This is a genomic window from Lysobacter sp. A421, assembly GCF_054052145.1.
Genome location: NZ_JBSVRL010000004.1, coordinates 128,407 through 153,890 on the forward strand (window position 1 = coordinate 128,407; position 25,484 = coordinate 153,890).

Annotated in this window: 25 protein-coding genes; 6 read left to right on the forward strand and 19 right to left on the reverse strand. The window is 66.8% G+C overall.

What is annotated here, in order from left to right:
- Positions 1-58: 58 nt before the first annotated feature.
- The 13 genes from ACW7G6_RS12050 to ACW7G6_RS12110 form a co-directional block, all read right to left on the reverse strand.
- Complete coding sequence (locus ACW7G6_RS12050; protein WP_456980015.1) at positions 59-496, reverse strand: phasin family protein; 438 nt, start codon at positions 494-496, stop codon at positions 59-61.
- 117 nt (positions 497-613) lie between these two features.
- The gene (queD, locus tag ACW7G6_RS12055; RefSeq protein ID WP_456998348.1) at positions 614-967 is read right to left on the reverse strand and encodes a 6-carboxytetrahydropterin synthase QueD; all 354 of its coding nucleotides are present in this window, start codon (positions 965-967) and stop codon (positions 614-616) included.
- Positions 968-1,024: 57 nt separating this feature from the next.
- Complete coding sequence (locus ACW7G6_RS12060; RefSeq protein ID WP_456980013.1) at positions 1,025-1,753, reverse strand: sulfite exporter TauE/SafE family protein; 729 nt, start codon at positions 1,751-1,753, stop codon at positions 1,025-1,027.
- Positions 1,754-1,755: 2 nt separating this feature from the next.
- The gene (gene ccoS, locus ACW7G6_RS12065; RefSeq protein ID WP_456980012.1) at positions 1,756-2,010 is read right to left on the reverse strand and encodes a cbb3-type cytochrome oxidase assembly protein CcoS; all 255 of its coding nucleotides are present in this window, start codon (positions 2,008-2,010) and stop codon (positions 1,756-1,758) included.
- A complete protein-coding gene (locus ACW7G6_RS12070) occupies positions 2,007-4,469 on the reverse strand; it encodes a heavy metal translocating P-type ATPase (RefSeq protein ID WP_456980011.1) in 2,463 nt (820 codons plus the stop codon). Before ACW7G6_RS12070 ends, ccoS begins: the two co-directional genes overlap by 4 nt.
- 8 nt (positions 4,470-4,477) lie before the next feature.
- Positions 4,478-5,044 carry a FixH family protein gene (locus tag ACW7G6_RS12075; protein ID WP_456998349.1) on the reverse strand — a complete coding sequence of 189 codons (567 nt, stop codon included), beginning with the start codon at positions 5,042-5,044 and terminating at the stop codon, positions 4,478-4,480.
- A complete protein-coding gene (locus ACW7G6_RS12080) occupies positions 5,044-6,600 on the reverse strand; it encodes a 4Fe-4S dicluster domain-containing protein (protein WP_456998350.1) in 1,557 nt (518 codons plus the stop codon). Before ACW7G6_RS12080 ends, ACW7G6_RS12075 begins: the two co-directional genes overlap by 1 nt.
- Positions 6,601-6,610: 10 nt before the next feature.
- On the reverse strand, positions 6,611-6,862 hold the full coding sequence (locus ACW7G6_RS12085; RefSeq protein ID WP_456980148.1) for a hypothetical protein: 252 nt from the start codon (positions 6,860-6,862) through the stop codon (positions 6,611-6,613).
- A 41-nt stretch (positions 6,863-6,903) separates the two neighbouring features.
- Positions 6,904-7,854 (reverse strand): cytochrome-c oxidase, cbb3-type subunit III, encoded by a 951-nt coding sequence (gene ccoP, locus ACW7G6_RS12090; RefSeq protein WP_456980008.1) that lies wholly within the window; start codon positions 7,852-7,854, stop codon positions 6,904-6,906.
- A complete protein-coding gene (locus ACW7G6_RS12095; RefSeq protein ID WP_456980007.1) occupies positions 7,851-8,048 on the reverse strand; it encodes a cbb3-type cytochrome oxidase subunit 3 in 198 nt (65 codons plus the stop codon). Before ACW7G6_RS12095 ends, ccoP begins: the two co-directional genes overlap by 4 nt.
- A 3-nt stretch (positions 8,049-8,051) precedes the next feature.
- Complete coding sequence (ccoO, locus tag ACW7G6_RS12100; RefSeq protein ID WP_456980006.1) at positions 8,052-8,666, reverse strand: cytochrome-c oxidase, cbb3-type subunit II; 615 nt, start codon at positions 8,664-8,666, stop codon at positions 8,052-8,054.
- 10 nt (positions 8,667-8,676) lie between these two features.
- Positions 8,677-10,143, reverse strand: coding sequence for a cytochrome-c oxidase, cbb3-type subunit I (gene ccoN, locus ACW7G6_RS12105; protein WP_456980147.1), 1,467 nt, complete (start codon positions 10,141-10,143; stop codon positions 8,677-8,679).
- Between the two features lie 286 nt (positions 10,144-10,429).
- Positions 10,430-10,804 (reverse strand): hypothetical protein, encoded by a 375-nt coding sequence (locus ACW7G6_RS12110; protein ID WP_456980005.1) that lies wholly within the window; start codon positions 10,802-10,804, stop codon positions 10,430-10,432.
- Between the two features lie 175 nt (positions 10,805-10,979).
- Between ACW7G6_RS12110 and ACW7G6_RS12115 the strand changes: the two genes are divergently transcribed.
- From ACW7G6_RS12115 to fabB, 6 genes are all read left to right on the forward strand, one after another.
- Positions 10,980-12,386 carry an aminotransferase-like domain-containing protein gene (locus ACW7G6_RS12115; RefSeq protein ID WP_456998351.1) on the forward strand — a complete coding sequence of 469 codons (1,407 nt, stop codon included), beginning with the start codon at positions 10,980-10,982 and terminating at the stop codon, positions 12,384-12,386.
- Between the two features lie 186 nt (positions 12,387-12,572).
- Positions 12,573-13,478, forward strand: a complete 906-nt coding sequence (gene ubiT / locus ACW7G6_RS12120; RefSeq protein ID WP_456998352.1) for a ubiquinone anaerobic biosynthesis accessory factor UbiT — start codon at positions 12,573-12,575, stop codon at positions 13,476-13,478.
- A 22-nt stretch (positions 13,479-13,500) separates the two neighbouring features.
- The gene (gene nadA, locus ACW7G6_RS12125) at positions 13,501-14,526 is read left to right on the forward strand and encodes a quinolinate synthase NadA (RefSeq protein ID WP_456980002.1); all 1,026 of its coding nucleotides are present in this window, start codon (positions 13,501-13,503) and stop codon (positions 14,524-14,526) included.
- Complete coding sequence (nadB, locus tag ACW7G6_RS12130) at positions 14,526-16,007, forward strand: L-aspartate oxidase (protein ID WP_456980001.1); 1,482 nt, start codon at positions 14,526-14,528, stop codon at positions 16,005-16,007. The genes nadA and nadB overlap by 1 nt, the downstream gene beginning before the upstream one ends.
- Before the next feature lie 144 nt (positions 16,008-16,151).
- A complete protein-coding gene (fabA, locus tag ACW7G6_RS12135; protein WP_456963259.1) occupies positions 16,152-16,667 on the forward strand; it encodes a 3-hydroxyacyl-[acyl-carrier-protein] dehydratase FabA in 516 nt (171 codons plus the stop codon).
- Positions 16,668-16,669: 2 nt separating this feature from the next.
- On the forward strand, positions 16,670-17,905 hold the full coding sequence (gene fabB, locus ACW7G6_RS12140; protein ID WP_456998353.1) for a beta-ketoacyl-ACP synthase I: 1,236 nt from the start codon (positions 16,670-16,672) through the stop codon (positions 17,903-17,905).
- Between the two features lie 352 nt (positions 17,906-18,257).
- On the opposite strand, the gene ACW7G6_RS12145 is transcribed toward fabB, so the two are convergent.
- The 6 genes from ACW7G6_RS12145 to ACW7G6_RS12170 all read right to left on the reverse strand — a co-directional run bounded on the left by ACW7G6_RS12145 (position 18,258) and on the right by ACW7G6_RS12170 (position 25,471).
- Positions 18,258-19,148: a U32 family peptidase gene (locus ACW7G6_RS12145; protein WP_456979999.1), complete on the reverse strand. Its 891-nt coding sequence runs from the start codon at positions 19,146-19,148 to the stop codon at positions 18,258-18,260.
- A 49-nt stretch (positions 19,149-19,197) separates the two neighbouring features.
- Positions 19,198-20,196 carry a ubiquinone anaerobic biosynthesis protein UbiU gene (gene ubiU / locus ACW7G6_RS12150; RefSeq protein WP_456998354.1) on the reverse strand — a complete coding sequence of 333 codons (999 nt, stop codon included), beginning with the start codon at positions 20,194-20,196 and terminating at the stop codon, positions 19,198-19,200.
- A gap of 104 nt (positions 20,197-20,300) precedes the next feature.
- A complete protein-coding gene (locus tag ACW7G6_RS12155; RefSeq protein ID WP_456979997.1) occupies positions 20,301-21,767 on the reverse strand; it encodes a UbiD family decarboxylase in 1,467 nt (488 codons plus the stop codon).
- A gap of 116 nt (positions 21,768-21,883) precedes the next feature.
- On the reverse strand, positions 21,884-23,029 hold the full coding sequence (locus ACW7G6_RS12160; protein WP_456979996.1) for a PLP-dependent cysteine synthase family protein: 1,146 nt from the start codon (positions 23,027-23,029) through the stop codon (positions 21,884-21,886).
- Positions 23,026-25,086: a pyridoxal phosphate-dependent decarboxylase family protein gene (locus ACW7G6_RS12165; protein WP_456979995.1), complete on the reverse strand. Its 2,061-nt coding sequence runs from the start codon at positions 25,084-25,086 to the stop codon at positions 23,026-23,028. Before ACW7G6_RS12165 ends, ACW7G6_RS12160 begins: the two co-directional genes overlap by 4 nt.
- A complete protein-coding gene (locus ACW7G6_RS12170; RefSeq protein ID WP_456998355.1) occupies positions 25,070-25,471 on the reverse strand; it encodes a SirB2 family protein in 402 nt (133 codons plus the stop codon). Before ACW7G6_RS12170 ends, ACW7G6_RS12165 begins: the two co-directional genes overlap by 17 nt.
- Positions 25,472-25,484: the final 13 nt, after the last annotated feature.

Here is a 25,484-nt window from a genome sequence, read left to right on the forward strand (position 1 = left end):
AAACCCGGAAGCCTGCGCTTCCGGGTTTCGTGTTCCGGCCGTAGCTGGAGAGAGAGACTTACTTGGACTTGGAAGCCTTGGTCGCACCCTTGGTGAACGACTCGGCCTTCTCGGTCACGGCCTTGGCGACTTTCTCGGCATTGGCCTGGGTGGTCTTGGCGGTGGCTTCGAGCTGCGACTTGGTGATGTCGCTGATCTGCTCATTGGCCTTGGTGGTGCGGCCGATCACTTCCTGGCCAATGGCGACGCCGCGCTCGACGTTCTCGCGGGCGACCTGCACGCCCTTCGGCCAGATCTTCTTGAGGCCGTCGGCGTCGCGCACTTCGGCGGCTTCACCGAGGAACGCAAAGGTGGCATTGGCGCGGTCTTCGATCGCGGCCATCTGCAGGCCGAATACGGCTTCGACATTTTCGATCGCGAGGCGGTTGACCTGGGCCGCGGCATCCGCGAACTGACGCGTGGCGGCGGCGAACTGCTCGTTGAATTGCTGGTACATGGCGGGAGGCTCCTGCTGGCGTCGACAAGAGATTTGTCGATTTGTGCGTTGCAGCATAACTGCCCATATGTTGCGATGCAACATCGATCAATCCGCAAGCTGAATATCGTTCAGCTTTTACCCCCGGTACCGGCAGCCCGACGTGCAGGTCTCGTGCACCACCACTTCACTCAACAATGGCAAGGCGGGTTTGAGCCGATCCCAGATCCATATCGCGATGCGCTCGCTGGTCGGGTTGTCGAGACCCTCGATGTCGTTGAGGTAGTTGTGGTCGAGCTGGTCGTACAGCGGCTGGAAGGCGGCTTTGACGTCGGCAAAGTCGACCACCCAGCCGGTTTCCGCACCAGGCTCGCCTTCCAGGTGGATTTCGACCCGGAAGGAGTGGCCGTGCAGGCGCGCGCACTTGTGTCCTTCGGGAACGTTGGGCAGGTGATGCGCAGCCTCCAGGGTAAAAATCTTGAAGATATCCATGCGTCATTGTATCGCCGCGGTTGGTGCTCGGGCGGTATTGGTGCGGCGGGGACGGACTCAGGTCGCGCGCGGCAGGCAGCCCAGCGCAGACAGCAGGCCATGCATCGCCGGCACCTGCATCAGCCACGGCGAGGCCAGCGTCAACAGGCCCGCCGCCAGTACCAGCAAGCCCGCGCCCAGCCGCCAGCCGCCACGCTGCAGGCGCTGGCCCAACCGCGCCCCGGACCAGGTCAGCGACACCATCAACGGCAGTGTGCCAAGGCCAAACGCGGCCATCGTCAACGCACCGTTGCGAGCATCGGCCTGCAGCCACGCTGCGGCCAGCATGGTGGTGCTCAGGCCGCATGGCATCCAGCCCCACAACATGCCCAGCCCGATCCGTTTTGCGCTGGTGTTGGCGGGCAGCAGCCGCCGTTGCAACGGTCGCAGTTTCGACCACAGCGCGCCGGTGCCCGGCCCGGACAGGAACGCCAGCCGGCCCTTGCGATCCAGCAGCCGCGCCGCGACCACGATCAGGACCAGTCCGACCGCAGCGCGCAACCCCCACGCCAGCCAATCCAGCCGGGCCAGGTCGACGATGCCGTGACCGATGCCGCCCGCAATCGCGCCGGCCGCAGTGTAGCCAAGCACCCGGCCCAGGTTTGGTTCGATCGCATACTTCCAGCTGGCCTTCGGCCCCATCGCCGAGAACCCGGTGGCAATGCCGCCGCACATCGCCGCGCAATGCACGCCGCCCATGAGTCCGGTGAGCAGGGCGGCGCCGAGGGTGAGCCAGTCAATCGGCATGGTCAGTCAGCTTGCCGGCCGTCGCCGGTACGGCGGCCGTCTGCCGGCGCGACAGCATCGATATCGATATCATCAGCGGTGCCAGTGGCCGGAGGTGGCAAGGGTGCGACGCGGTCGTGCTCGTCCTCGCGCAGGATATCCAGTGCCGGGGTATCCAGGTCCTCGAACTGGCCACGCTTGACCGCCCAGATGAACGCCCACAGCGCCACGCCCAGGGCCAACATGCTGACGGGGATCAGGAACAGCAGGATGTTCATGGGTGCAGGTCCGCGGTGGCCAGGGCAGGTGTCGGCGCGTCGCCCGGTGCAGGCGACCGGGTCAGCCGCAACGCGTTGGCGGTGACGATCAGTGATGACACCGCCATCCCCAGCGCGGCGATCCACGGCGTGACCATGCCGGCGGCGGCCAAGGGCAGTGCCAGCAGGTTATAGCCCAATGCCCAGCTGATGTTCTGGCGGATGACCCGACGGGTGCGGCGGGCAATCGCGATTGCCTCGGGCACACGTGTCAGCGAGTGCCCCGTCAGCACCAGGTCGGCGGCGCGCTGGGCGAGTGCCGCGCCTTCTCCGATCGCCAGCGATACATCCGCACCGGCCAGTACCGGTGCGTCGTTGAGCCCGTCGCCGACCATCGCCACCGCGCGGCCACGTTGTTGCAGCTCGCGAACGAAGGCGAGTTTGTCCTCCGGGGACTGCCGCGCATGCGCCTGGTCGATCCCCACCCGTTGTGCGAAACCCCGCACCGGCTCGGCGGCGTCGCCGCTGGACAGGTGCACCGTGAGTCCCTGGTTGCCCAGCAGCGACACGGCGGCGCGCGCATCGGTGCGCTCCGACTCCGCCAGCTGGAACCGTGCCGCCGCACGTTTGCCGTTGCCGAGCCACAGCCGTCCGTCATCCTCGGTGCTGGCGGCAAAGCCGGCCTGGCCCAGCCGCCAGCGTTCGCCATCGACGACGCCTTCGATGCCCTGGCCCGGGACCGCCTGCACGTCGCGGGCATGCGGCGCATCGGCGACCGCGGCAAACGCCAATGCGATCGGATGGCCGCTGTCGCGTTCCAGCGCGGCGGCGATGCGCAGGGCGTGATCACGGTCGATGCCGCCGAAGGTCTCGATGCCCGCCAGCACCGGGCGCCCATCGCTGAGCGTGCCGGTCTTGTCGAACACTATGTCGGTGACCTTGGCGAGTCGATCCAGGGCGTTCTCGCGCACCGCCAGCACGCCGATCCGGGCCAGCGCGCCATGGGCGGCGGTCAGTGCCGTTGGCACCGCGAGCGACAACGCGCACGGGCAGCTGATCACCAGCAGGGCGAGGGTGACTTCGAACGCGCGAGAGGGGTCGTAGGCGCGCCAGCCGAAGTAGACCATCACCGCAGCGACCAGCAGCGCGGCGACGAAATAGTGGGCGATGCGCTCGGCGGCACGTGCGAGTGCCGGCCGTTGCGACTGGGCCTGCTCGACCAGCCGCGCCAGTTGCGACAGGCGGGTGGCGCTGCCGGTCCGGGTCACCCGCAACCGCGCCGGCCGTTCGCGGCAGACGGTGCCCGCGTACACGGTTGCGCCGGCCTGTTTGTCGACCGGGCTGGATTCGCCAGTCAGCAGCGCTTCCTCGAAGCGGGCGTGGCCATCAAGCAATTCGCCATCGGCCGGCACCACTTCGCCGGCCGCCACGCAGGCGACATCATCGACCGCCAGCGCGGCCAGTGGAATCGATTCGCGACTGCCGTCGGCCAACTCGCGGGTCGCGAATGCGGGGCGTGCCCGCGCCAATGCATCGACCTGGGCACTGGCAATCCGGCGCGCACGCTGCTCCAGCATCCGCGCGACCAGCAACAGGAATACGAACATCACCGCCGCGTCGTACCAGACATGCTCGCTGCCGCGGATGGTGCCGACCACGCTGGCGAAGTAGGCCAGCAGGGTGGAGCCGGCGATCAGTGTGTCCATGCCCAGCTGGCGATGGCGCAACTCGCGCCAGGCGCCGGCGATGAACGGCCAGCCGGCGTAGAACACCACCGGGGTGGACACCAGGAAGGTCAGCCAACGGAAGAAGTCGCGGGTCGGCAGCGGCATGCTGCCGTTGGTGTCCAGGTACAGCGAGCCGGCCAGCATCATGGCCTGCATCGAGCCCAGTCCGGCGACGCCAATCCGGATCAAGTCACGGTTGCGTTGTGCCCGCTGGGCACGCTCGCGCGCCTCGCCGCTGGCCAGGTAGGGCCGGTAGCCCAGGGTGACCAGGCGTTGCAACGGTTGCGACAGGTTGGTGAGCCGTGGATCCCAGGCCAACCGGATACGACCGGTGACGGCGTTGGCGCCGGCCTCCAGCACGCCCGGCTCGCGCGCCAGCACGCGGTCGATCAACCACGCGCAAGCCGCGCAGCGCATGCCGTCGGTAAGCAGGGTGATCTCGCGGCCGCCGTCGATGTCGTGGGCATGCTCGGACAGCAGCTCGTCGCGGTCCCACACCGACAGGTCGACCGGTTCGACACCGACCCGGCCGGCGTGTTCGCTGCGCAGCCGGTAGTAGTCGCCCAGGTCGGCTTCGCGGATCCACTGCGCGGCGGCGGCGCAGCCGTCGCAGCAGAACCTGCGCGTTGCCCCGTCCAGATCGACCCGTGCCGGGCTGGCAGGCAAGACTTCGCCACAGTGGTAGCAGCCGTCGGTATCGGCGAGTAACGCTTCGTTGCGAGCCGGCACGGCGCGGGTCAATGCCACCGCCATTGCATGACCTAGGGCGCCTGCAACGACGGGTGCAGGTTCGCGGCCAGTTGGCCCTTGGGCAGCCGGCCCTTCAACCGCCAGCGTGCGTCCTGGGGCTCCAACTGGAGTTTCCAGTCGTGACTGGCATCAATGGTGGTCGGGAGGCGCCAGCCCAGCTCGCCCGGTTGCAGCAGCAGCACCTGGTCGACGGCGGCACGCGTGGGGTGGATCAGGGTCAGCTGCAGCGGTGCGGCACGGTCGAAGTCGCCACTGACCGGCAGTACCTCGATGAATGCCTGCTCGGTATCGATGCGCACGATCGCGCTGAGCTTCTCCTGTTGCGCGATCGCATCCGGTCCCAGGTCGGCGGTCTGGATTTGCGCGGTACGCGATACGGTATCGATGACCTGGTCGCTGTAGCCCTCGCCACTGGCGATGAAAATCATCACCACGCTGGCCACCACGACCACGGTTGGCAAGGCAATCACCAACCAGACGATCGGTTGGCGCCAAGGCGATCGGCTGCCCCCGGTTGGTTCGTCGGTGGCAGGTTTGTTGCGGGGAGGCTTATTCGGTTGGAAATCGGGAGTGCTCATTACTGGGGTCCAAAGAAACTGCTGTCTACGGTTTCGCGGGTGCTGCCGTCGGCCGATTCGATGACGAATCGCAGATCGTGGCGGCCGGTGATGGTGGCCGGCGCGGTAACGGCCAACGGCAGTGATACCACCGCGGCGGCCCCGGCTTTCACGCTCTGCGGGCCGGTGCGCAAGACCATCCCGTCGGTGGCCGCGTCCAGGCTCACACGGTACTCCTGCGGCTGGTTGGTCTTGTTGACCAGTTTGAGCGTGTAGCCATTCTCGATGCCATCGCTGACCTCGCGGTACAAGGCGTTGCGGTCACGCAGCACGTCGGCGATCAAGGGGCTGCGGGCGGCAACGCCCCAGCCCCAGCCGACCACCAGTACCAGCAACAGCGCCGCATACACGAACATCCGCGGGCGCAGGATCCGGGTCGGCTTGCCATCGATGGCGTTCTGGGTGGAGTAGCGGATCAGGCCGCGCGGGTAGCCCATCTTGTCCATGACGTCGTCGCAGGCGTCGATGCACGCACCGCAGGCGATGCAGTCGTATTGCAGGCCGTTGCGGATGTCGATGCCGGTCGGGCAGACCTGCACGCACATGGTGCAGTCGATGCAGTCGCCGGCGGTGTCGATCTCCGGCCGGGTCAGCGGGTGATCCAGGCTGGCGGTAAATGTGGCGTCGTTGGCCAGGCCTGCGTCTTCGCGCGCCTCCACCATGGCGTTTCCGGCCGCGTCGTGGCCACTGGCGCGGAATACCAGTTCATAGGCAAGCGCCTTGTCGAGCAGGCCGCGGCCGCGGGAGATGACGTCGCCCAGGCCGCGCCGGCGTGGGCCACGCGGCTCGCCGCGCATCGGGTCGTAGGCGATGATCAGGGTGTCGCGATCGAACATCGCGCTCTGGAAGCGCGCGTACGGGCACATGTACTTGCAGACCTGTTCGCGCAGGAAGCCAGCGTTGCCCAGCGTCGCTGCCCCGTAGAACAGCACCCAGAAGGTCTCCCAGCCATTCCAGTCGAGCGGCCAGGTGCGTTCAGCCAGACTGACGATCGGGGTGAAGAAGCCGACGAAGGTGAAGCCGGTCCAGAGTGCGAAAACCACCCACAGCACGTGCTTGGATCCCTTGCGCAGGATTTTGTCGCGGTTCCACGGGCCGGCATCGAGCTTCATCCGTTTGGCGCGGTCACCCTCGGTCCAGCGCTCCATCCACAGGAACACCTCGGTCCACACGGTCTGCGGGCACGCATAGCCGCACCACACCCGGCCGGCGAGCGCGGTGACGAAGAACAACACCAGCGCCAGGATGATCAGCAGCATCGCCAGGAAAGTGAAGTCCTGCGGCCAGAAGGTCAGCCCGAAGATGTGGAACTGGCGCGCGGGTAGGTCGAACAGCACGGCCTGGCGGTCGTCCCATTGCAGCCACGGAAAGACGTAATACATTCCCAGCAGCCAGAACACCGAGATCTTGCGCAACCGGTCGAGTCGACCCGATACATCCCGCGGGTACACCTTGCGTTCCTTGACGTAGAGCGACTCTCCGCCATCGAGCAAATCGATGTCAATTTTTCTGCTCACCGCGAAACTTCTACTCCCGGGGTAATGATCTGTTGAAGCGGCTCGGTGGACGCAGCAGCAGCCAGGTGAACAGGCTGGACGACGCCGTCGCCAACCAGAACATCAGGCCGCCGACCGTATAGCCGAGCCCGCGGTTGATCGTCAGGTTCGGGAAGGTCATCTCGCACAGTTCCAACGGGTCGACGAAGGCGAAAAACACCATCGTCGCCACGCAGGCGGCAAAGAAGCTGGGCCAGAGAATGGCGCCGATCCGCTGCACCATCGGACGCGGCGGATGGTCGATTGGGGGCGTCGTCGACAGGTTCACAATGACGCCTCGTCGGTCGCCGGCGCGGCATCGGCGGCGGGCGGGTTGGACAACGACCAGACATAGCTGGCTACCAGACGCGTGCGGGTTTCACCCAGCAAGTCGCGGTGCGCCGGCATGACGCCATGGCGTCCGTTGACGATGGTCTCGCGCAGGCTGGCGTTGCTGTCGCCGTACATCCAGTAGTTGTCGGTCAGGTCCGGGGCGCCCAGCTCGCTATTGCCCTTGCCTTCCACCCCATGGCAGGCGACACAGACGCCGTCGTAGAGCTTCTTGCCTTGCGCGGCGAGGTAGTTGTTCTGCACCGACTGCTCGGGCGTGCCAAGTACGCGCACGTAGGCGATCACGTAGTCGACCGCGTTGTCCCCGCCCATGCCGGTCAATACCTTGCCCCATGGCGGCATCACCCCGTCGCGACCATCCAGCACGGTCTGCAGGACCTGCTCCGGCGCTCCGCCCCAGTGCCAGATGTCGTCACTCAGGTTGGGGTAGCCGATGGCGCCCCGCGCGGACGAACCGTGGCAGGTGGCGCAGGTGTTGGCGAAGATCGAACGGCCGAGCTCACGCGCGACCGGGTCGGCGGCGAGTTGGTCGATCGGCAGACCGTTGTAGGGACGGAAAGTCTCATCAAGCGTCGCATCCCAGACCTTCTTGTCCTGGGCATGCTCGCCCTGCGAGCTCCAGCCGCTGATGCCCTCGTAGTTGCCCAGACCGCCGTACCAGATCAGATAACCGATGCCGAAGGCGATGGAGATGAAAAAGCCCTGGATCCACCAACGTGGCATCGGCTTGTTGTATTCGGTGATGTCCTCGTCCCAGTAATGACTGGTCTCCTCCGGCTTGGGGTCGCCGGGCCGGCGCTTGGACGTCCACCACAGCAACCAGGCCACGCCAAGGATGTTGAGCGCCGTAAGGGCGATGAGGTACCACGACCAGCCAGTGCTCATGGGCGTGGCTCCACTGGGTTTTCGTTTTCGTTTTTGTTGTCGCCGTCAGCGTCGTGCCTGGTATCTGTGGGCGTGTCGTCCAGGGCCAGACGTGCGGTGGCGTCGAATGCCTGCTTGTGTTCCGGTAGCCACGCCCAATAGCAGATGGCCAGGAACAGCAGCATCAGGGCGACGGTGATGATTCCAGAAAGCATGGCTCAGCCTCCCTTCGGGCCGTGGATGCCCAGGCCTTGCAGATAGGCCACCACTGCGTCCAGCTCGTTCTTGCCGGCGACGTCTGCCGCGGCCTGCTCGATCTGCTCATCGGTGTAGGGATCGCCCAGACGCTGCAGGGTCTTCATGCGGCCGGCGATCTCCGCGCCATCCACGGCGGTTTCCTCCAGCCACGGGAACGCCGGCATGTTGGACTCGGGTACCACCGCACGCGGGTCAGTCAGGTGAACGCGATGCCAGTCGTCGGAATAACGCCCGCCGATCCGGGCCAGGTCCGGACCGGTACGCTTGGACCCCCATTGGAACGGGCGGTCGTAAACCGACTCGCCGGCCAGCGAATAGTGGCCGTAGCGTTCGGTCTCGAAGCGCAGTGTACGGATCATCTGCGAGTGGCAGTTGTAGCAACCTTCGCGGACATAGACATCGCGTCCGGCCAGTGCCAGCGCGGGATACGGCTCGACCCCGGGCAGCGGTTCGATCGCTTCGGCCTGATACATCATCGGCACGATCTCGGCCAGGCCGCCCAATGACACCGCAATCGCGGTCAGGATAGCCAGCACGGCGATGTTTTTTTCTATTTTCTCGTGACCAAAACTCATTTCTTCGTCCTCAGCCGCGCGCCGCAGTCGGGTGCGGTGCCAGCACCGGATGGTTTGCCAACGCACGCACGCTCTGATGGGTGCGCCACAGGTTCCAGGCCATCAGGCAGGTGCCGGCCAGGATCATCAGTCCGCCCAGCAGGCGGCCCAGGTAGTACGGGTAGGTCGCGCTGAGCGCTTCCACGAAGCTGTAGGTCAAGGTGCCATCGGCGTTGGTGGCGCGCCACATCAGGCCCTGGGTAATGCCGGCGATCCACATCGAGGCGATGTAGAACACCACGCCCATGGTATGCAGCCAGAAGTGGTAGTCGATCATCTTGGTCGAGTACATCTTTGCCGCCCCGATCAATCTCGGGTACAGGCAGTACACCGAGCCGAACGAGATCATCGCCACCCAGCCCAGGGTGCCGGCGTGGACGTGGCCGATGGTCCAGTCGGTGTAGTGGCTGAGCGAGTTGACGGTCTTGATTGACAGCAACGGGCCTTCGAAGGTCGCGATCATGTAGAAACTGATGGCGACGATCAGGAATTTCAGGATCGGGTCGGTACGCAGTTTGTGCCATACCCCCGACATGGTCAGCAGGCCGTTCATCGCGCCGCCCCAGCTGGGGGCGAGCAGGATCACCGAGAACACCATGCCGACCGACTGTGCCCAGTCGGGCAGGGCGGTGTAATGCAGATGGTGCGGGCCTGCCCACATATAGACCGAAATCAGTGCCCAGAAATGCACGATCGACAGCCGGTAGGAGTAGATCGGCCGCTGCGCCTGCTTGGGCACGAAGTAATACATCATTGCCAGGTAGCCGACAGTCAGCAGGAACGCGACCGCGTTGTGGCCGTACCACCACTGCGCCATCGCATCCACCGCGCCGCTGTAGATGGGGTAGGACTTGGTCAGGCTGGCCGGCAGCACCAGGTTGTTGACCACGTGCAGGAAGCCCACGCCGATGATGTAGGCGCCGTAGAACCAGTTGGCGACATAGATGTGCTTGACCCGGCGCTTGGCGATGGTGCGGAAGAACAGCCAGCCGTAAGCGACCCAGACCAGTGCGATCAGGATGTCCAGCGGCCATTCCAGCTCGGCGTATTCCTTGCTCTGGGTGATGCCCAGCGGCAGGGTGATCACCGCGCCAACCATCGCCGCCTGCCAGCCCCAGAACACGAAGCTGGCCAGCTTGTCGGAGACCAGCCGGACATGGCAGGTGCGCTGGACGACGTACAGGCTGGTGGCGAACAGCACCGAGCCGCCGAAGGCGAAGATCACCCCGTTGGTATGCAGCGGCCGCAACCGTCCGTAACTCAACCAGGGGGTGTCGAAGTTCAGCGCCGGCCAATACAGCTGGGCGGCGATGAACACGCCGACCGCCATGCCGACGATGGCCCAGAACATGGTCGCGACCACGAACTGGTGGACCACCTTGTCGTTGTAGTAACCGCGGGGCGCGGCCAGCGCGGAATCACCGGTGTCAGCCGGCATTGCCACGGCATCGTCATGCACAGACATTCAGGAGACCTTCCATTTTGTAAGCACGTATTTTCCCCGGGATCAGCGTGTGGATAGTTGATCTGGGTCAATTGGGTGAAGCGGGACCACGGTCATGGCCGTGCAGGCGATCACGTGCGATCCGTGTGGATCGATAACGGGAATGCCTGTCGGCGCGTTGGCCATGTGTTTGCCGTCCGGTTCAGACGGGATCGAGCCAGGGGTTGGCACCGCGATTGTAGATGATCACACCGGAGGAAGCCGAGGATGCGGGCGCGTTTCATGGCGTCGGCTCCCGCACGGCTGCCTGCGCAGGTGCCGGTTCTGGCTGCCGCGACCCGCCGAGGCGAATGCGCCGCAGCCAGCGATGGCGCAGCCATACCGCGACGGTCATCACCAGCAGGAACATGGTGTAGGCGCACATGGTGGCGACCACCTGCTTCCACATGCCGCCGTGAATCGCAGTGGCGTCGTTGAAGCCCCAATACATGCCGTACGCGGCCAGGCCGGTGGCGATTACCAGGCTGGTGACATCGAACAGTTTTCGCGCCCGGGTACGCGGCTGCCGGGGGTAGATCCAGAACAGCACCGCGAGGATCGAAAACCACGGCACGAACAGGATCAAGGCAAGGTTGAGTTCGACTAGCGGGTTCATCGGCGGTCGTCCCCCGTCGGGGCTCCAGTCATGGGACATCCAGTTCAACGGGTCAGGATAGGGCGACCGGATCAGTTGGCGTAGACTCAAAAATCGACCAAATGACCGTATCAGATGGCTCCGTTCAGTTCCGCGAGCTTTGCCGGAATTTTGGCCAGGGACATCGGGAGTTGCGATGACGCTGTATCAGGCGCTTGCTGACGACATTGCCGAATCGATCCACCAGGGCCTGCTGAAACCTGGCGACCGGCTGCAGTCGGTGCGCCAGGCCAGTGCGGCGCGCAAGGTCAGTCCAGCGACCGTTTTCCAGGCCTATTACCTGCTCGAAGCCCGTGGCCTGGTGGAGTCGCGGCCGCGTTCGGGCTACTACGTCACTCGCGCCGCCGTCATGCGGCCGCCGGAGGCGGACCTGCTTTCGCAGCCTGATGGCGAGTCGCGCGCGGTGGACGTCAGCGACCTGGTGTTCCAGGTGCTGGAATCCTCGATGTCGCGCGACGTGGTGCCGCTGGGGTCGGCGTTCCCCAGTCCACTGTTGTTTCCGCTGGACCGCATTGGCCGGTTGCTGGCGTCCGCCGCGACCCACCTGGACCCGTGGAGCACGGTCGACGACCTGACCCCGGGCAACGCCGAGCTGCGGCGGCAGATCGCGTTGCGCTACCTGCTGGCCGACATGCACGTGGGCGCCGACGAGATCGTGATCACCAACGGCGCGATGGAAGCGCTGAACCTCTGCATCGGCGCGGTGACCGAACCCGGCGACGCGGTGCTGGTGGAATCACCGTGTTTCTACGCCACTTTGCAGATGCTGCAGCGGATGCGCCTGCGCGCGATCGAGGTGCCGACCCACCCGCGTGAAGGCATCGACCTGGCGGCGATGGAGGTGGCGATCGCCCGCCACTCGCCGAGCGCATGCTGCCTGATGAGCAGCTTCCAGAACCCGCTTGGGGCAAGCATGCCGGAGGATCACAAGCGCGCGCTGGTCGCATTGCTGGCGCGTCACCGGATCCCGCTGGTCGAGGATGACGTCTACGCCGAGTTGTACTTCGACCCGCAGCGACCGCTGCCGGCCAAGGCCTTCGACCGGGAAGGCCTGGTGCTGCATTGCTCCTCGTTCTCCAAGAGCCTGGCGCCGGGTTACCGGATCGGCTGGGCCGCGCCGGGCCGGTTTGCCCGGCGTGTCGCCCGTCGCAAGCTGACCACCACCTTGAACACCAACGTGCCCACCCAGGTCGCGCTGGCTCAGTATCTGCAACGCGGTGGTTTTGATCGCCACCTGCGGCGCCTGCGCAAGACCCTGGCGGAGCAACAGGCGGATTACCTGGAAGCGATAGCGCGACATTTCCCGCGCGGCACGCGGGTGCCACGGCCGGCTGGCGGATATTTCCTGTGGCTGGAATTGCCCCAGGGCGCGGACGCGCTGGCGATCCAGCAACGCGCCGCCGCACTGGGCATCAGCATCGCACCGGGGCCGATGTTTTCCGCCAGCCGCGGCTTCGGCCACTGCCTGCGCCTCAATTGCGGACATCCGCTGGATGCGCGCGTGCGCTCGGCGCTGGCGACGTTGGGGCGACTGGCGCATTAGGCGCGCGCCGGCAAGTGCGCGATTGGCGGTGTCCGGCGCGGTGCTTTGGGATGCGAGCACGGGTTGACGGCGGGTTGACGTAGATGACTTGACGTAGGTCAGGAGCGCCGCTGGCCGTGCATGTTCTGCTGGCCGTCGTGGAGCGGTCGTCCGTTTGCGCCGCCACTGACAACGGGAGCCAGCCAAATGATCGAGTGCAACGATAGGCCGGTAGGGACGGGTCAGGCCGGCGACCTCCACCCGGCGCCCTTGGCATGGGTGCGCCGGGCCATTGACGGCATTGATGACGCGATGCTCGTGTTGCTGGCCGGTCGCGGCCGGCTGGCGTGCCATGCCGCGCGAATCAAGCGGCGCGCCGGCGTGCCCGGACGCGACGCGGGCCGCGAGGCGCGGGTGCATGCGCGTGCGCAGTGGCTGGCGCCGCGGATCGGGCTGCCCGCTGCGACCGCGCAGGCGATGACTTCCGTCGCGATCAATCACGCCTGCCGGCAACAAGGCCTTGCAGCTGATCTGGATCAAGGCCCGCAACCGGGCATTGACCGCATCATCGCCCCTGCCATGCACGACACCTCCGCACACAACACTTCCTCCCCTCGCCATCCGATGCTGCTGCGGTTGATTCCGCCGCCGTCGCGGATGGCTCCGTTGTTGCGCGTGGTGCCGCAGCGCACCCAGCGGTGGCTGCTGGAACGGGCGATGCAGCGCGTGCTGGCGGTGCCGCTGGCCGACGGCACGCTGGATTTCATGCAGGGTCGCCGGCTGGGCATCCAGGTTGTCGATCTGGGACTGCTCTGGGTGATCGAACAGCGCGGTACCCAGCTGGTGGTCACCGACGACGCGCCCGAGGCCAGCGTGCGTGGCACCGCCACCGACCTGCTGCTGCTCGCCAGTCGGCTGGAGGACGCGGACACGCTGTTCTTCCAGCGTCGGCTGGTACTGACCGGCGATACCGAGCTGGGCCTGACCGCGCGAAACCTGCTGGAGCGGCTGCCGTGGGAATCGGTGCCGCTGGGACTGCGCATCGGCCTCAATCGCGGCGCCCGCTTCGCCCGTGCAGCCCGGACCGCGCATGCGGCCGGTCGCGCCGCCTGACCACTTTTCACTTCTGGATGCCATGAACCACGCCGCAGCCCTCGCCAACCCGCGCTGGCGGCCCGAACTCGAAACCGAGTACGCGCCGCTGGTGGAAAAACTGGAACGCCTGATCCCCTGTCTGGAAGTGCCCATCCACCTGCCGTGGGTCGACGCGATCAACACGCTCAAGCGCGAGCGCGGCGCGGTGATCATGGCGCACAGCTACCAGTCGCCGGAGATCTTCCACGGCGTGGCCGACATCACCGGCGACTCGCTGGCGCTGGCCCAGGCGGCGGCCGATTGCGACGGGGACCTGATCGTCATGTGCGGGGTGCACTTCATGGCCGAGAGCGCGAAGATCCTGGCGCCCGACAAGACCGTGCTGCTGCCGGACATGGACGCGGGCTGTTCGCTGGCGTCGTCGATCACCGCCGCTGACGTGCGCGCATTGCGGTTGCGCCATCCCGGCGCGCCGGTGGTCAGTTACGCCAACACCTCCGCGGCGGTCAAAGCCGAGTCCGATGCGATCTGCACCTCGGCCAACGCCGTGCAGGTGGTCGAGTCGATGCGCGCCGACAAGGTGATCTTCCTGCCCGACCAGTACCTGGGGAAATGGGTGGCCGGCCAGACCGACGTCGAGCTGGTGCTCTGGCACGGCACCTGCGAGGTGCACGACCAGTTCACCTCGCAGCAGGTGCGGCACACCCGCGAACAGTTCGACACCCTGGTGGTCGCCCACCCGGAGTGCTCGCCGGAGGTGCTGGCCGAGGCGGATTTCGTCGGCTCCACCAGCGCGATGGGCCAGTGGCTGGAAAAGGTCAAACCGGCACGGGTGGCGATGGTCACCGAATGCTCGATGGCCGACAACCTGCGCGACCGGTTTCCGCAGGTCGAGTTCATCAAGCCCTGCAACCTGTGCCCGCACATGAAGCGGATCACGCTGCAGAACATCCATGCCTGCCTGCGCGATCTCAAGCACGAAATCGTGATCGCGCCCGAGGTGGCCGCCCGCGCCCGCGCCGCGCTGGACCGGATGCTGGTCGTGGGCCGGCGCGAGCGCATCTGATGAGGAAGCGCGCGCCGGTAGTGGTCGTTGGTGCCGGGATCGCCGGCCTGTGCGCCGCGCTGGCCGCCGCACCACGACCGGTGTTGCTGCTGGGTCGCGGCGCACGCGTCGAAGACAGTGCCAGCATGCTGGCCCAGGGCGGTATCGCCGCCGCGCTCGGGGCGGGTGACAGTGTCGAGTCGCACGTCCGGGACACGCTGGCGGCTGGGGCGTCATGCAATGAGACGGCGCAGGTCCGCACGCTCGCCGCCGGCGCGGCCGATGCGGTGGCGTGGCTGGCGACGCTGGGCGTGGCGTTCGACTGCGATGGCGCCGGACTGATGTTGGGGAGGGAAGGCGGGCACACGAGTGCCCGCATCGTGCACGCTGGCGGCGATGCAACCGGCGCCGGTGTGATGGCCGCATTGTCGGCGGCGGCCTCGCGTGCACCACACATCCAGTGGCGTGGGGGCGTGGATGTGGACGCGTTGCGGCTAGGCGCAGGCCGCGTGGGCGGCGTGCGACTGCGGGACGGAGACCACAGCGCGTGGGTGGACACCGACGCCGTGGTGCTGGCGACCGGTGGCATCGGCAGCCTGTTTGCGCGGACCACCAACCCTGCCGGCTCCGATGGCGCGGGATTGGCACTGGCGCTGGCCGCGGGCGCACAGCCGCGCGACCTGGAGTTCATCCAGTTCCATCCCACCGCGCTGGACGTGCGCGCCAAGTCGCTGCCGCTCATCACCGAGGCGCTGCGCGGCGCCGGCGCACGGTTGCTGGATGCATCGGGCCAGCCGTTGATGGATGGCGTGCACCCGCTGGGCGATCTCGCCCCACGCGACGTGGTGGCGCGCCGGGTCTGGCAGGCCCGGCGCGATGGCGGACTGGTCAGGCTGGACGCGCGTCGGCTGGGGATCTGCTGGCAATGCGAGTTCCCGACCGTTCTGGCGGCCTGTATCGCCCACGGTATTGACCCGCGGGTCAGCCCGATCCCGGTTACCCCGGCCGCGCATTTCCACATGGGTGGCCTGGCGGTTGACGATCTCAGCCGGACCAGCCTGCCGGGCCTGCATGCGGTGGGCGAGGTGGCCTGCACCGGCGTCCACGGCGCCAACCGGCTGGCCAGCAATTCGCTGCTGGAGGGCGTGGTGTTCGGCCGCCGCCTCGGCGCGCATCTGGCCTCCGGTCGTGCGGCGGATGCCAGCGCGGTGGGTGCAAGCAGGGGCGTCGTCGCAAAGGCCGTGTCAATCGAGCGCGGGCCGGGTCTGGCTGCCGATGGCCTGCATGGGCTGCGCGCGTTGATGTGGCATGCGGCCGGCCCAGCGCGTTCGGCCGACCGGTTGCGTGAGGCCATTACCCGGATGGAAGCTCTGGAAACAGCCGGTTGGCAGGCGCGGCTGGCCAACGCGATCCTGAGGGCGGCGCTGGATCGACAATCCAGCGTGGGCGCGCATTGGCGCAGTGATTGCGCCGCAACTGCATCCACCAGCCAAGCCGCCTGAGACGGACGGATACCGCCAGAATCTACCCGGAGCAAGGATTCACGCCTACATACGCATTAGTATGGAAGTGTGATGTTGATGCGCGTCAATACAATTTTCGCGCCAAACCTGCAAAATCCAAGGTTTCCCCCGTTGCGTGAACACATGACTCGACCTTCTTCCTTCGACTACGAGCAGTTGCTGGCCTGCGGCCGCGGCGAGATGTTCGGCCCCGGCAACGCGCGCCTGCCTGCTCCGCCGATGCTCATGTTCGATCGCATCACCCAGATCACCACCGACGGCGGCAAGTACGGCAAGGGCTTCGTCCGCGCCGAGATGGATATTCGCCCCGACCTGTGGTTTTTCCCCTGCCATTTCGAGAACGATCCGGTCATGCCCGGCTGCCTCGGTCTGGACGCGATGTGGCAACTGTGCGGTTTCTACCTGCCGTGGCTGGGTGCGCCGGGCCGCGGCCGTGCGCTGGGCGTGGGCCAGGTCAAGTTCAGTGGCCAGGTGCTGCCGGACGCAAAACTGGTGACGTACGAGCTGGATATCCGCCGGGTCATGCGCGGTAAGCTGGAGCTGGTCATCGCCGACGGACGAACGCTGGTCGACGGCCGCGAGATCTATAATGCGTCCGACCTGCGGGTTGGATTGTTTACCTCAACGGAGGGTTTCTGAGCATGGCGCATGCATCCGACCGACGCGTAGTCGTCACCGGGATGGGCGTGGTTTCGTGCCTGGGCAATGACTTGGCCAGCGTTTCCGATTCGCTGCGCGACAGCCGTCCGGGCATCCGTTTCATCCCCGAATATGCCGAGCTGGGGTTGCGCAGCCAGGTGGCTGGCGAGCCGCAGATCGACCTGACCGAACAGATCGACCGCAAACTCAAGCGCTTCATGGGCGATGCCGCCGGTTTTGCCTATGTCGCGATGCGCGATGCGATTGCCCAGGCCGGTCTGAGCGACGAACAGGTACACGACGTGCGCACCGGGCTGATTGCCGGTTCCGGTGGCGGCTCGCCGCAATGGCAGATTGAAACCGGCGATCTGCTGCGCAACCGCGGCGTGCGCAAAGTCGGCCCGTACATGGTGCCGCGCACGATGGGTTCGACCGTGTCGGCGACGTTGTCGACCGCATTCGGCATCCGTGGCCTGAGCTATTCGATTTCCGCCGCCTGCGCGACCTCGGCCCATTGCATCGGCGCCGGCGCCGACCTGATCCGCCATGGCGCGCAGGACGTGATCATTGCCGGCGGCGGTGAGGAGCTGCATTGGGGCATGACCGCCCAGTTCGACGCGATGGGCGCACTGTCGACCAAGCACAACGACACTCCGCTGACCGCATCACGCCCGTACGACATCGGCCGCGACGGCTTCGTCATCGCCGGCGGTGGCGGCATGCTGGTGCTGGAGGAGTACGAGCACGCCAAGGCGCGCGGCGCGAACATCCTCGCTGAGCTGGTCGGTTACGGCGTGACCTCTGACGGCGTCGACATGGTGGCCCCGTCCGGCGAAGGCGCGGTGCGCTGCATGCAGATGGCGCTGGCCGGCTTCGGCGGCCGTGAGGTTGGCACGATCGACTACCTCAACACGCACGGCACCTCGACCCCGCTGGGCGATGTGGTCGAGCTGCAGTCGGTGCGCAATGTCTTTGGCGACAAGGTGCCGCCGTTGTCGTCGACCAAGGCGCTCAGTGGCCACTCACTCGGTGCGGCCAGTGTGCACGAGGCGATCTACTGCCTGTTGATGATGCAGGGCGGCTTCATGGCCGGCTCCGCCAACATCGAGAGCCTGGACCCCAAGGTCGAAGGCTTCCCGATCGTGCGCGAAAGCCGCGCCGCGACGCTGGACACGGTGATGTCCAACAGCTTCGGCTTTGGCGGCACCAATGGCAGCCTGGTGTTCGCGCGGGTGTGAGGAAGAGCCGCTGCGGCGGCTGCGACTGACAGGTGATTCAAGCGCGCCGCCCGGGAGGGCGGCGCGTTTTGCTTTCTGGAGGCCGGGTTTCCTGGCGCTGTGAGAACGGCTTAGCTTTGATGAGGGCGCGGGCTGCGTGCGCCGGCCTGCGGGGGATTGCTCTTCCGCTCGGTCAGCCATTCATGGCTGACTCGCGGCCGCGGCCATCCATGGCCGCTCTACGCAATTCCCCCGCAGCCCGTCGCCCGCGGTTGGGCGCGCGGGTGTTTGGGGAGAAAAGCAGGTTGATGTGACCTGTTGAAACCGCCGCCAAAAGCAGACATCCCCTTTTGATAAAGCCGCCTACTACCCGCTACCCGGCCGCAATCTCCATATGCTCCGGCCGCATTCCCGGCTCCCCATGCCAGAAGCCGTTGCGCGCTCCCCTGCGGGGTGGCGGCGTCATCGATTGCCGGGCGAGGTCGAAATGTTCGACCACCTCGCGGCAGCCTTCGGCTTGCGGGTAGATCCGCAGCAGGTCGACGCCGAGTGCGCGCAGGGAGGGCAGTTCCGGGCCGAGGTCGACGGTTTCCTCGCCCTGGATCTGGATGCCGTTGATGCGCAGGAAGGCGTTGCCCTCGCGGGTGTCCAGTGGCATGCCGTCGGGGTAGTCGATGCAGCGGAAGCCGCACTGGTCCTTGGGCACGTCCAGCGCACGCGCGGTGAAGCAGCGCGCGGAGTACGACAACGGCAACCGGCCCCAGACGGTGACTTCCAGCTCGGGCATCGCGATGCCGTCAGCGAGCAGGGCGTCCTTGAGTTCGCCGATCAACTGCTCGCCCTGCTCGACGCCCGGTACCCAGCGACGCAGGCCGTCCTCCATCAGCATCGCCAGTGCGCGGTGGTTGTAGATGTTGAGCGTCGGCCCGGCGACGAACGGCAGGCCGGCGGTGCGGCACATCTGTACAGCGGACAGGTCGTTGGCCTCGACCCAGAAGCCGCCGTGCTCGACCAGTCGCGACAGCACGCTGAGCTCGGACTCGGCCTCGATCAACGCCAGGCTCGACAGCACGATCTGCTTGCCACTGACGGCCAGCTCCTCGGCCAGCGCAATCCAGTCGCGCGTGCCCAGCTCGCGGCGCTTGCTGCAGACCGTCTCGCCCAGATAGATCACCTCCAGTGGCCAGCCGGCAACCTCGCGATAGAACGCCAGCGTGCGCTCGCGGGGCCAGAAATACTGCAGCGGTGCCAGGCTCAGCTTCATGTGTTTCGCCATCCGGGTTGCCTCAAGAACATGCGTGCTCAGTCCTGCACTAGTGCCAGGCACGGTGATACGGGCCGAGCGTGGTCTGGTGGCCTTCGGCGTGGCCCGACAGCGTGCGTTGCCAGTCCGGCTGCAACGCCCAGGCATCGGGGTTCGCGCGGTACCGGTCCAGTGCCGACCGCCAGGTGCGGGTGACCGAGCCGACGTACGCGACGCCGCGCTGGCGACCCTCGATCTTCAGCGCCACCACACCGCCTTTCGCCAGCCGCGGCAGCAGCTCCAAGGTGTTGAGGCTGGTCGGCTCTTCCAACGCGTGGAAGGTCTCGCCGCCGACATCAAACCGACCCTTGCACACGGTCGGGTATCCGGCCGGCTCCTCGGGCTGGAAGCGGTCGATCAACACGTTGTTGAGCCGCGCGGTACGGCTGCCGTCGTCGAACTCGTCCCAGCGCACGAACTTCGCCGGCGAGCACACGCCGTGCCGGTTGGGCGATGCGCCGGTGACATAACTGGAGAGTTGGCAACGGCCTTCGACCATGATGCACAGGCTGCCGAACGCGAACACCTCGATGGCCACTGGCGAACGCTCGCACAGGCGCTCCACCTGCTGGATCGACAGCACCCTCGGCAACACAGCGCGGGCGATGCCGAAGCGCTCGTAGGCGTAACGCAGCGCCGGTTCGGTGGTGGCCGATCCCTGCACCGACAGGTGCCGCGCCAGGTCGGGGTGGGTGCGCGCGGCGTAATCCAGCACGCCCATTTCGGCGGCGATGATCGCGTCGCAACCGAACTCGGCTGCCTTTTCGACCGCGGCATGCCATTGCCCCAGGCGCACGCTGTCGGGATAGGTGTTGAGGGCGAGGTAGACCTTCGCGCCCTTGGCGTGGGCGTAACGGATGCCGCAGCGCAATTCCTCGTCGGAGAAGTTCAGGCCGGGAAAGGCGCGGGCGTTGGTCTGGTCGCGGAAGCCGGCGTAGACGGCGTTGGCACCGGCATCGACCGCGGCCTGCAGGGCCGGCAGGTTGCCGGCGGGACATACGAGTTGCATGGGCACTCCGCGGTCGTCGAGATCGCCGGGATCGTCGCCCCTTGTGACGGGGGCGTCGTTGATCTGGGTCAGGTGGTGGCCGGGTAGGTCGGTCGCAGTAGTGATCAACCACGAATCCCGGACCACAGCGCGTCGACCCGCTGCTCGATGTCAGGGTCGAGGCGGATCGGCTGGCTCCATTTGCGAGTGGTCTCGCCGGGCCATTTGTTGGTGGCGTCGAAGCCGAGTTTGGAGCCCAGTCCCGGTGCCGGACTGGCGAAGTCGAGGTAGTCGATGGGCGTGTTCTCCACCAGCATCGTGTCGCGCGCCGGGTCGACCCGGGTGGACATCGCCCAGACCACTTGCGACCAGTCGCGCACGTCGATGTCCTCGTCGGTGACGATCACGAACTTGGTGTAGGTGAACTGGCGCAGGTACGACCACACGCCCATCATGATCCGGCGCGCGTGACCCGCGTACTGCTTGCGGATGCTGACCACCGCGATGCGGTACGAGCAGGCTTCGGGCGGCAGGAAGAAGTCGACGATCTCCGGGAACACTTTCTGCAGGATCGGCACGAAGACATCGTTGAGCGCAATCGCCAGCACCGAGGGTTCATCGAACGGTGCGCGGCCCATGTAACTGCCTTGGTAGATCGCATCCCTGCGCAGGTGCAGGCGCTCGATGGTGAGCACCGGGAAGTGGTCGGCGGCGTTGTAGTAGCCGGTGTGGTCGCCGAACGGGCCTTCCAGTGCCGTGTCGCCGGGATGGATGACGCCTTCGATCAGCATCTCCGCGCCGGCCGGAGCGTCCAGTCCGGTGCGCTGGCTGTGCCAGATGCGCGTGCGTTGGCCGCGCAGCAGGCCGGCGAATTCGTATTCCGACAGCGTGTCCGGTACCGGCGCGACTGCGGCCAGCGTGGTCGCCGGGTCCGCGCCAATCGCGACCAGCACCGGAAAGGGCTTGTCGGGATGCGCCGCTTGCCAGTCCGCGTAATCCAGCGCGCCGCCGCGGTGTGGCAGCCAGCGCATGATCACCCGGTCCGGGCCGATCACCTGCATGCGGTAGATCGCCACGTTCTGGCGCGGTTTGCGGGTGCCGCGGGTAATCACCAGGCCCAGGGTGATCAGGCGCGCCGCATCGTCCGGCCAACAGCGCTGGACCGGCAGTCGCGACAGATCGATGTCTTCGCCCTCCAGCGTCTCGTGCTCGAATGCGGCTTCGCGAACGCGCTGCGGGGCGACGTGGGCCAACTGGGCCAGTTCGGGCCAGGTGGACAGCGCCTGTTTCAGGCTCGACGGCCAGCGTGGTTCCTTGATCGCCGCCAGTAGCTGGCCCAGTTCGCGCAGGCTTGCCAGCGGTCGCCCGGCCAGCGCGGCCTCGATCCGGTCGCGGTGCCCGAACAGGTTGCCCAGCAGCGGATGCGCGCTGCCGACGGGGTGTTCCATCAACAGCGCCGGCCCGCCTTCGCGCAGCGCGCGCAGGCACAGCGAGGTGGACTCAAGGTCCGGATCGACAGATGCCGATACCCGGTGCAACTGGCCGGAGCGCTCCAGCCGGGACAGGAACGTACGCAGATCGTGGTCGGCCATGAGGGCACCGCAAGCAGGGGTGGCGACAGCCTCGTCGCTGCGTCAGCGTCGTGCCCTGATGCGGATCAAGTGCCATCGTCTTCGGGCTGGGGTCTGCAACCGCTCCACTGCGTTGTTCAGACCGTCGGGTGCCACTCGCCGGTGGCCAGCGTCGCGCGCAAGGCCGCTTCCGCAGCGCTTGGGTCCAGCCCGCTACGCGACAGCCAGTCCGGGTCGTAGAGGGTCTGGTCGTAACGCTCGCCCGGATCGCACAACAGACTGACGATGCTGCCGCACTCGCCTGCGGCACGCATCCGGGTGGCCAACTGCAGGCAGGCAACCAGGTTGGTACCCGATGAGCCGCCGTAGCGTCGGCCGATGTGTTCTTCCAGCAGGCTCATTGCGGCGATCGAGGCGACGTCGGGCACTTCGACCACGTCGTCGACGACTTCGAACAGAAAGCCCGGCTCCACCCGCGGTCGGCCGATGCCTTCGATGACGGTCGGCTGGCTGCCAACGACCGTGCGGTCGCGCGCATGCCAGCCGTGTACGAATGCACTTCCGGTTGGCTCGGCCACGCACAGACGGGTTGGCAGGGCGCGGTAGCGCAGGTAGCGGCCGATCGTCGCCGAGGTGCCGCCGGTGCCGACGCCGCAGACGATCCATGCCGGCTCGGGATGCGGCTCCCGGGCCAGCTGGCCGATGATCGACTCGGCGATGTTGTTGTTGCCGCGCCAGTCCGTCGCACGTTCGGCGAGTCCGAACTGGTCGAGATGGCAGGCACCGTTGGCAGCATGCCAGGCGGCGCGCTCGTAGACCTGCGAAGGGTCGTCGACCAGGTCGCAATGGCCACCCAGCACCTGCACATCGGCGATCTTGCGCGGCGCGGTGGCCGCCGGCATCACCGCGGTGAACGGCAAGCCGAGCAATCGCGCGAACCACGCCTCGGAGATGGCGGTGCTGCCCGAGGACGCATCCACCACCGGCTGGCCCGGATGCAGCCGCCCGTTGCACAGGGCATACAGGTACAGCGAACGTGCGAGGCGGTGCTTCAGGCTGCCGGTCGGGTGTGCCGCCTCGTCCTTGAAGTAGAACTCGATGCCCGGAAAGCCCGGGAACTCCAGCCGTAACAGGTGGGTATCGGCCGAACGAGCAGCTTCCTGCCGCAACCGCGACAGGGCCTGGCCGGTCCATGAGCGCTGTGCGTCGGTGTCGTAGTGGCGCCCGGGCGGCTCGTCGCTGGAGCCGAACGCCGGGCCGGGGTGGAAGGAGTCCGGACTCATGGTGACGCCTCCGCCAGCAACGCACCGATGCGCCGGCCCAGGTGGGCCAGGTACAGGTCGATGTAACTGATGCCGTTCTCGTGGTCGATCAGGTACGGGTTCATCAACGTGTGGCGCAGGATCACCAGGCGGTCGTCATCGGCGTCATTGGCGCCGTCGCCCAGCGTGTCCGGGTCGATGCGCAGTGCCGACAGGATGCGGTGCATCTCCGCCGTGCCCACCGCCTCGGGCTGCAGGGTGGTCATCGAGCCGAAGAACTGCTTGAGCTGCAGCGGCTGGCTGGAATCGGCGCGCAATTCGTCATGGATCCGACGTACGAAGGCATTGGCGCGGGCGATGTCGCGGTTGCCGGCGGGGTTGATCGCCACGCAGACCAGGTTGCTGTCGGGCGCGAACGGCACCAGCACGTGGGCGATGCCTTCCAGCTCGGTAGCCAGATGGTGCGTGCGGGCATGGAATGCCTCGGCGGCCAGCACGGTCTGGCGCGGCAACCGGCCGAAGTTGGCGTGGTCCAGCGGCAACACTTTGTGGGTGACGTAAACCGCAGCGGCCGCGGCACCGGATTTGGAGCCCTCCGGCACGAACTGGCCCAGCCGGCGGTAGCGGCTCAGGTAATCGGTGGCGCGGGTGTCGTGGAACACGTAGTCGGCAGCTTCGGCCAGTAACGCCGTCGCGCGGTGGTCGCGGCAGATAAAGGCGCCCGCGCCATAGGGCAGGTAGCCCAGCTTGTGGGGATCCACGGTGACCGAGTCGGTCTGTCCGAGCGCGGCGAACGCGGCGTGTACTTCCGGCAGCGGAAATTGCCTGAAGCCAGTGCGCACCTCGGCCAGGCTGCGCAGACTGCCGTCCGGATTGCGAAACAGGGTCGCCAGATAGCCACCCCAGGCGGCATCGACATGCACGCTGAAGCCCAGTCCTCGCGCCTGTGCGCGATCGCGCGCGGCAACCACGGCATCCACTGGATCGACCGTGCCGTACTCGGTGGTGCCAAGTACGGCGACTGTCATCAACACCGGCTGGCGCTCGCGTTCGCAGCGTTGCAATGCGTCTTCCAGCGCGTCCGCGTCCAACCGCATGCCGCGCTCGGGCAACAGTTGTAGTTGGTCGCGACCCAGGCCGAGCAGCTTCAGCCCCTTGCTCCACGAGTAATGCGCGGTGACCGGGGCGAGCACCACCGGCACGCGTAAATCGCGGTGACGGGCGAAGAATTCGACCAGACCCAGGTGCTCCAGTCGCTGCGTCTGCACCGCGTCGCGCCAGTGACGACGCTCGCGTGACGGCTGTGCGGCCAGCCACGCCTGCCATTGTTCGAGCAGCTCGATACCCGCCGCCGGGCCGAGGTTGAAGGCGGCCCAGTCGGTGGCCGGCAGTGACAGATCCGGCACGCCGGCGGCACGCAACGCGACCGGAAACGCCTTCAGCGCCAACGCCAGTCGCAGCGCCTGGTAGTTGGCGACGGTGCCGCCGGAGGTCAGGTGCCCGAACGCGCAGTCCGGGCGCGTGGTGTCGTCCGGATAGCCCAGCATCCGCGCCAGTTGCAGGCCGACCTGGACCTCCAGGTCGATGGTGACCGGGGCGGCATCCTCGCTGACATTGTTGGGGTTGTAGGGCAGGGTCAGCATCTGCGCAGCCAGTCCCGGCAGCAGCAGGTCGGAGGCCATGTGGCCGATATAGCGTGGACTGTGGAACGGCACCGAGCGCTTCAACGATGCCGACAACTGGTGCAGCTCGCGTCGCAGCCGTGCCTCGAAGGCCTGATAGTCCGGATGTTGGGCCGCGTGGGTCGGGATCGCCGGTGGATCCTCGGGGTGGAAGTTGCGCCGCCAGTACACATGGTCGCGCAGGAACTCGACCATGAGTTTTTCCAGCAAGGCGTCGTTCTCGCCATACGGGCCGAGGAACAGCGCATCCAGCAGTGGCCGGTCCGGGTCGGTGCCGGCGGGGACTGCTGCGACCGACCTGTCCGCAGGCAGGTCGCCAACGGGCAGAGCTGTCGCGACGGGAATACCGTCGTCACCTCTGCCGCTGATTGCCAGGAGGTCAGCCGATAATTCCATACAGGAATCCCCAGGGGCTATGCGCGCGGGCAATCGAATACACCATCGCGAAGGTCAGCAGCGCGGCTACGTAGAACCCGGCCTTGGCCATCCGCGTGCGTCCGCGTTTGATCGCCATGACGCCCAACACGATGTAGACCACCAACAGCAGCAACTTCGCTGTCAGCCAGCCATTGGCGAACAGCGCGCCGGGCAGGATCGTCAACAACATCAGCGCCGCGGTCAGCAGCGCGGTATCCACGGTATAGCTGGTCCAGCGCACGACCAGCCAGTGCGGCCAGCGCATCCCGGCCAGTACGCCAGCGCCGCGCAGCGCAAAGATCGCGCCACTGATCAGCGCCATGGCGACGTGGATGCTCTTGATTTGCGGGTAGAACTCGATCACGGGGAATCCTCGA

What these genes read in the sequence shown, in the direction of transcription:
- nadB (WP_456980001.1), top strand. Translation starts at nt 14,526, where the DNA reads ATGAGGAAGCGCGCGCCGGTAGTGGTCGTTGGTGCCGGGATCGCCGGC.
- ACW7G6_RS12160 (WP_456979996.1), bottom strand. Translation starts at nt 23,029, where the DNA reads ATGAGTCCGGACTCCTTCCACCCCGGCCCGGCGTTCGGCTCCAGCGAC.
- ccoN (WP_456980147.1), bottom strand. Translation starts at nt 10,143, where the DNA reads ATGCCGGCTGACACCGGTGATTCCGCGCTGGCCGCGCCCCGCGGTTAC.
- ACW7G6_RS12085 (WP_456980148.1), bottom strand. Translation starts at nt 6,862, where the DNA reads ATGGTGCAGCGGATCGGCGCCATTCTCTGGCCCAGCTTCTTTGCCGCC.
- ACW7G6_RS12050 (WP_456980015.1), bottom strand. Translation starts at nt 496, where the DNA reads ATGTACCAGCAATTCAACGAGCAGTTCGCCGCCGCCACGCGTCAGTTC.
- ccoO (WP_456980006.1), bottom strand. Translation starts at nt 8,666, where the DNA reads ATGAGTTTTGGTCACGAGAAAATAGAAAAAAACATCGCCGTGCTGGCT.
- ACW7G6_RS12115 (WP_456998351.1), top strand. Translation starts at nt 10,980, where the DNA reads ATGACGCTGTATCAGGCGCTTGCTGACGACATTGCCGAATCGATCCAC.
- ACW7G6_RS12070 (WP_456980011.1), bottom strand. Translation starts at nt 4,469, where the DNA reads ATGGCGGTGGCATTGACCCGCGCCGTGCCGGCTCGCAACGAAGCGTTA.
- ubiU (WP_456998354.1), bottom strand. Translation starts at nt 20,196, where the DNA reads ATGCAACTCGTATGTCCCGCCGGCAACCTGCCGGCCCTGCAGGCCGCG.
- ubiT (WP_456998352.1), top strand. Translation starts at nt 12,573, where the DNA reads ATGATCGAGTGCAACGATAGGCCGGTAGGGACGGGTCAGGCCGGCGAC.
- nadA (WP_456980002.1), top strand. Translation starts at nt 13,501, where the DNA reads ATGAACCACGCCGCAGCCCTCGCCAACCCGCGCTGGCGGCCCGAACTC.
- ccoP (WP_456980008.1), bottom strand. Translation starts at nt 7,854, where the DNA reads ATGAGCACTGGCTGGTCGTGGTACCTCATCGCCCTTACGGCGCTCAAC.
- ACW7G6_RS12110 (WP_456980005.1), bottom strand. Translation starts at nt 10,804, where the DNA reads ATGAACCCGCTAGTCGAACTCAACCTTGCCTTGATCCTGTTCGTGCCG.
- ACW7G6_RS12155 (WP_456979997.1), bottom strand. Translation starts at nt 21,767, where the DNA reads ATGGCCGACCACGATCTGCGTACGTTCCTGTCCCGGCTGGAGCGCTCC.
- ACW7G6_RS12060 (WP_456980013.1), bottom strand. Translation starts at nt 1,753, where the DNA reads ATGCCGATTGACTGGCTCACCCTCGGCGCCGCCCTGCTCACCGGACTC.
- queD (WP_456998348.1), bottom strand. Translation starts at nt 967, where the DNA reads ATGGATATCTTCAAGATTTTTACCCTGGAGGCTGCGCATCACCTGCCC.
- ACW7G6_RS12095 (WP_456980007.1), bottom strand. Translation starts at nt 8,048, where the DNA reads ATGCTTTCTGGAATCATCACCGTCGCCCTGATGCTGCTGTTCCTGGCC.
- ACW7G6_RS12075 (WP_456998349.1), bottom strand. Translation starts at nt 5,044, where the DNA reads ATGAGCACTCCCGATTTCCAACCGAATAAGCCTCCCCGCAACAAACCT.
- fabB (WP_456998353.1), top strand. Translation starts at nt 16,670, where the DNA reads ATGGCGCATGCATCCGACCGACGCGTAGTCGTCACCGGGATGGGCGTG.
- ACW7G6_RS12145 (WP_456979999.1), bottom strand. Translation starts at nt 19,148, where the DNA reads ATGAAGCTGAGCCTGGCACCGCTGCAGTATTTCTGGCCCCGCGAGCGC.
- ACW7G6_RS12165 (WP_456979995.1), bottom strand. Translation starts at nt 25,086, where the DNA reads ATGGAATTATCGGCTGACCTCCTGGCAATCAGCGGCAGAGGTGACGAC.
- fabA (WP_456963259.1), top strand. Translation starts at nt 16,152, where the DNA reads ATGACTCGACCTTCTTCCTTCGACTACGAGCAGTTGCTGGCCTGCGGC.
- ccoS (WP_456980012.1), bottom strand. Translation starts at nt 2,010, where the DNA reads ATGAACATCCTGCTGTTCCTGATCCCCGTCAGCATGTTGGCCCTGGGC.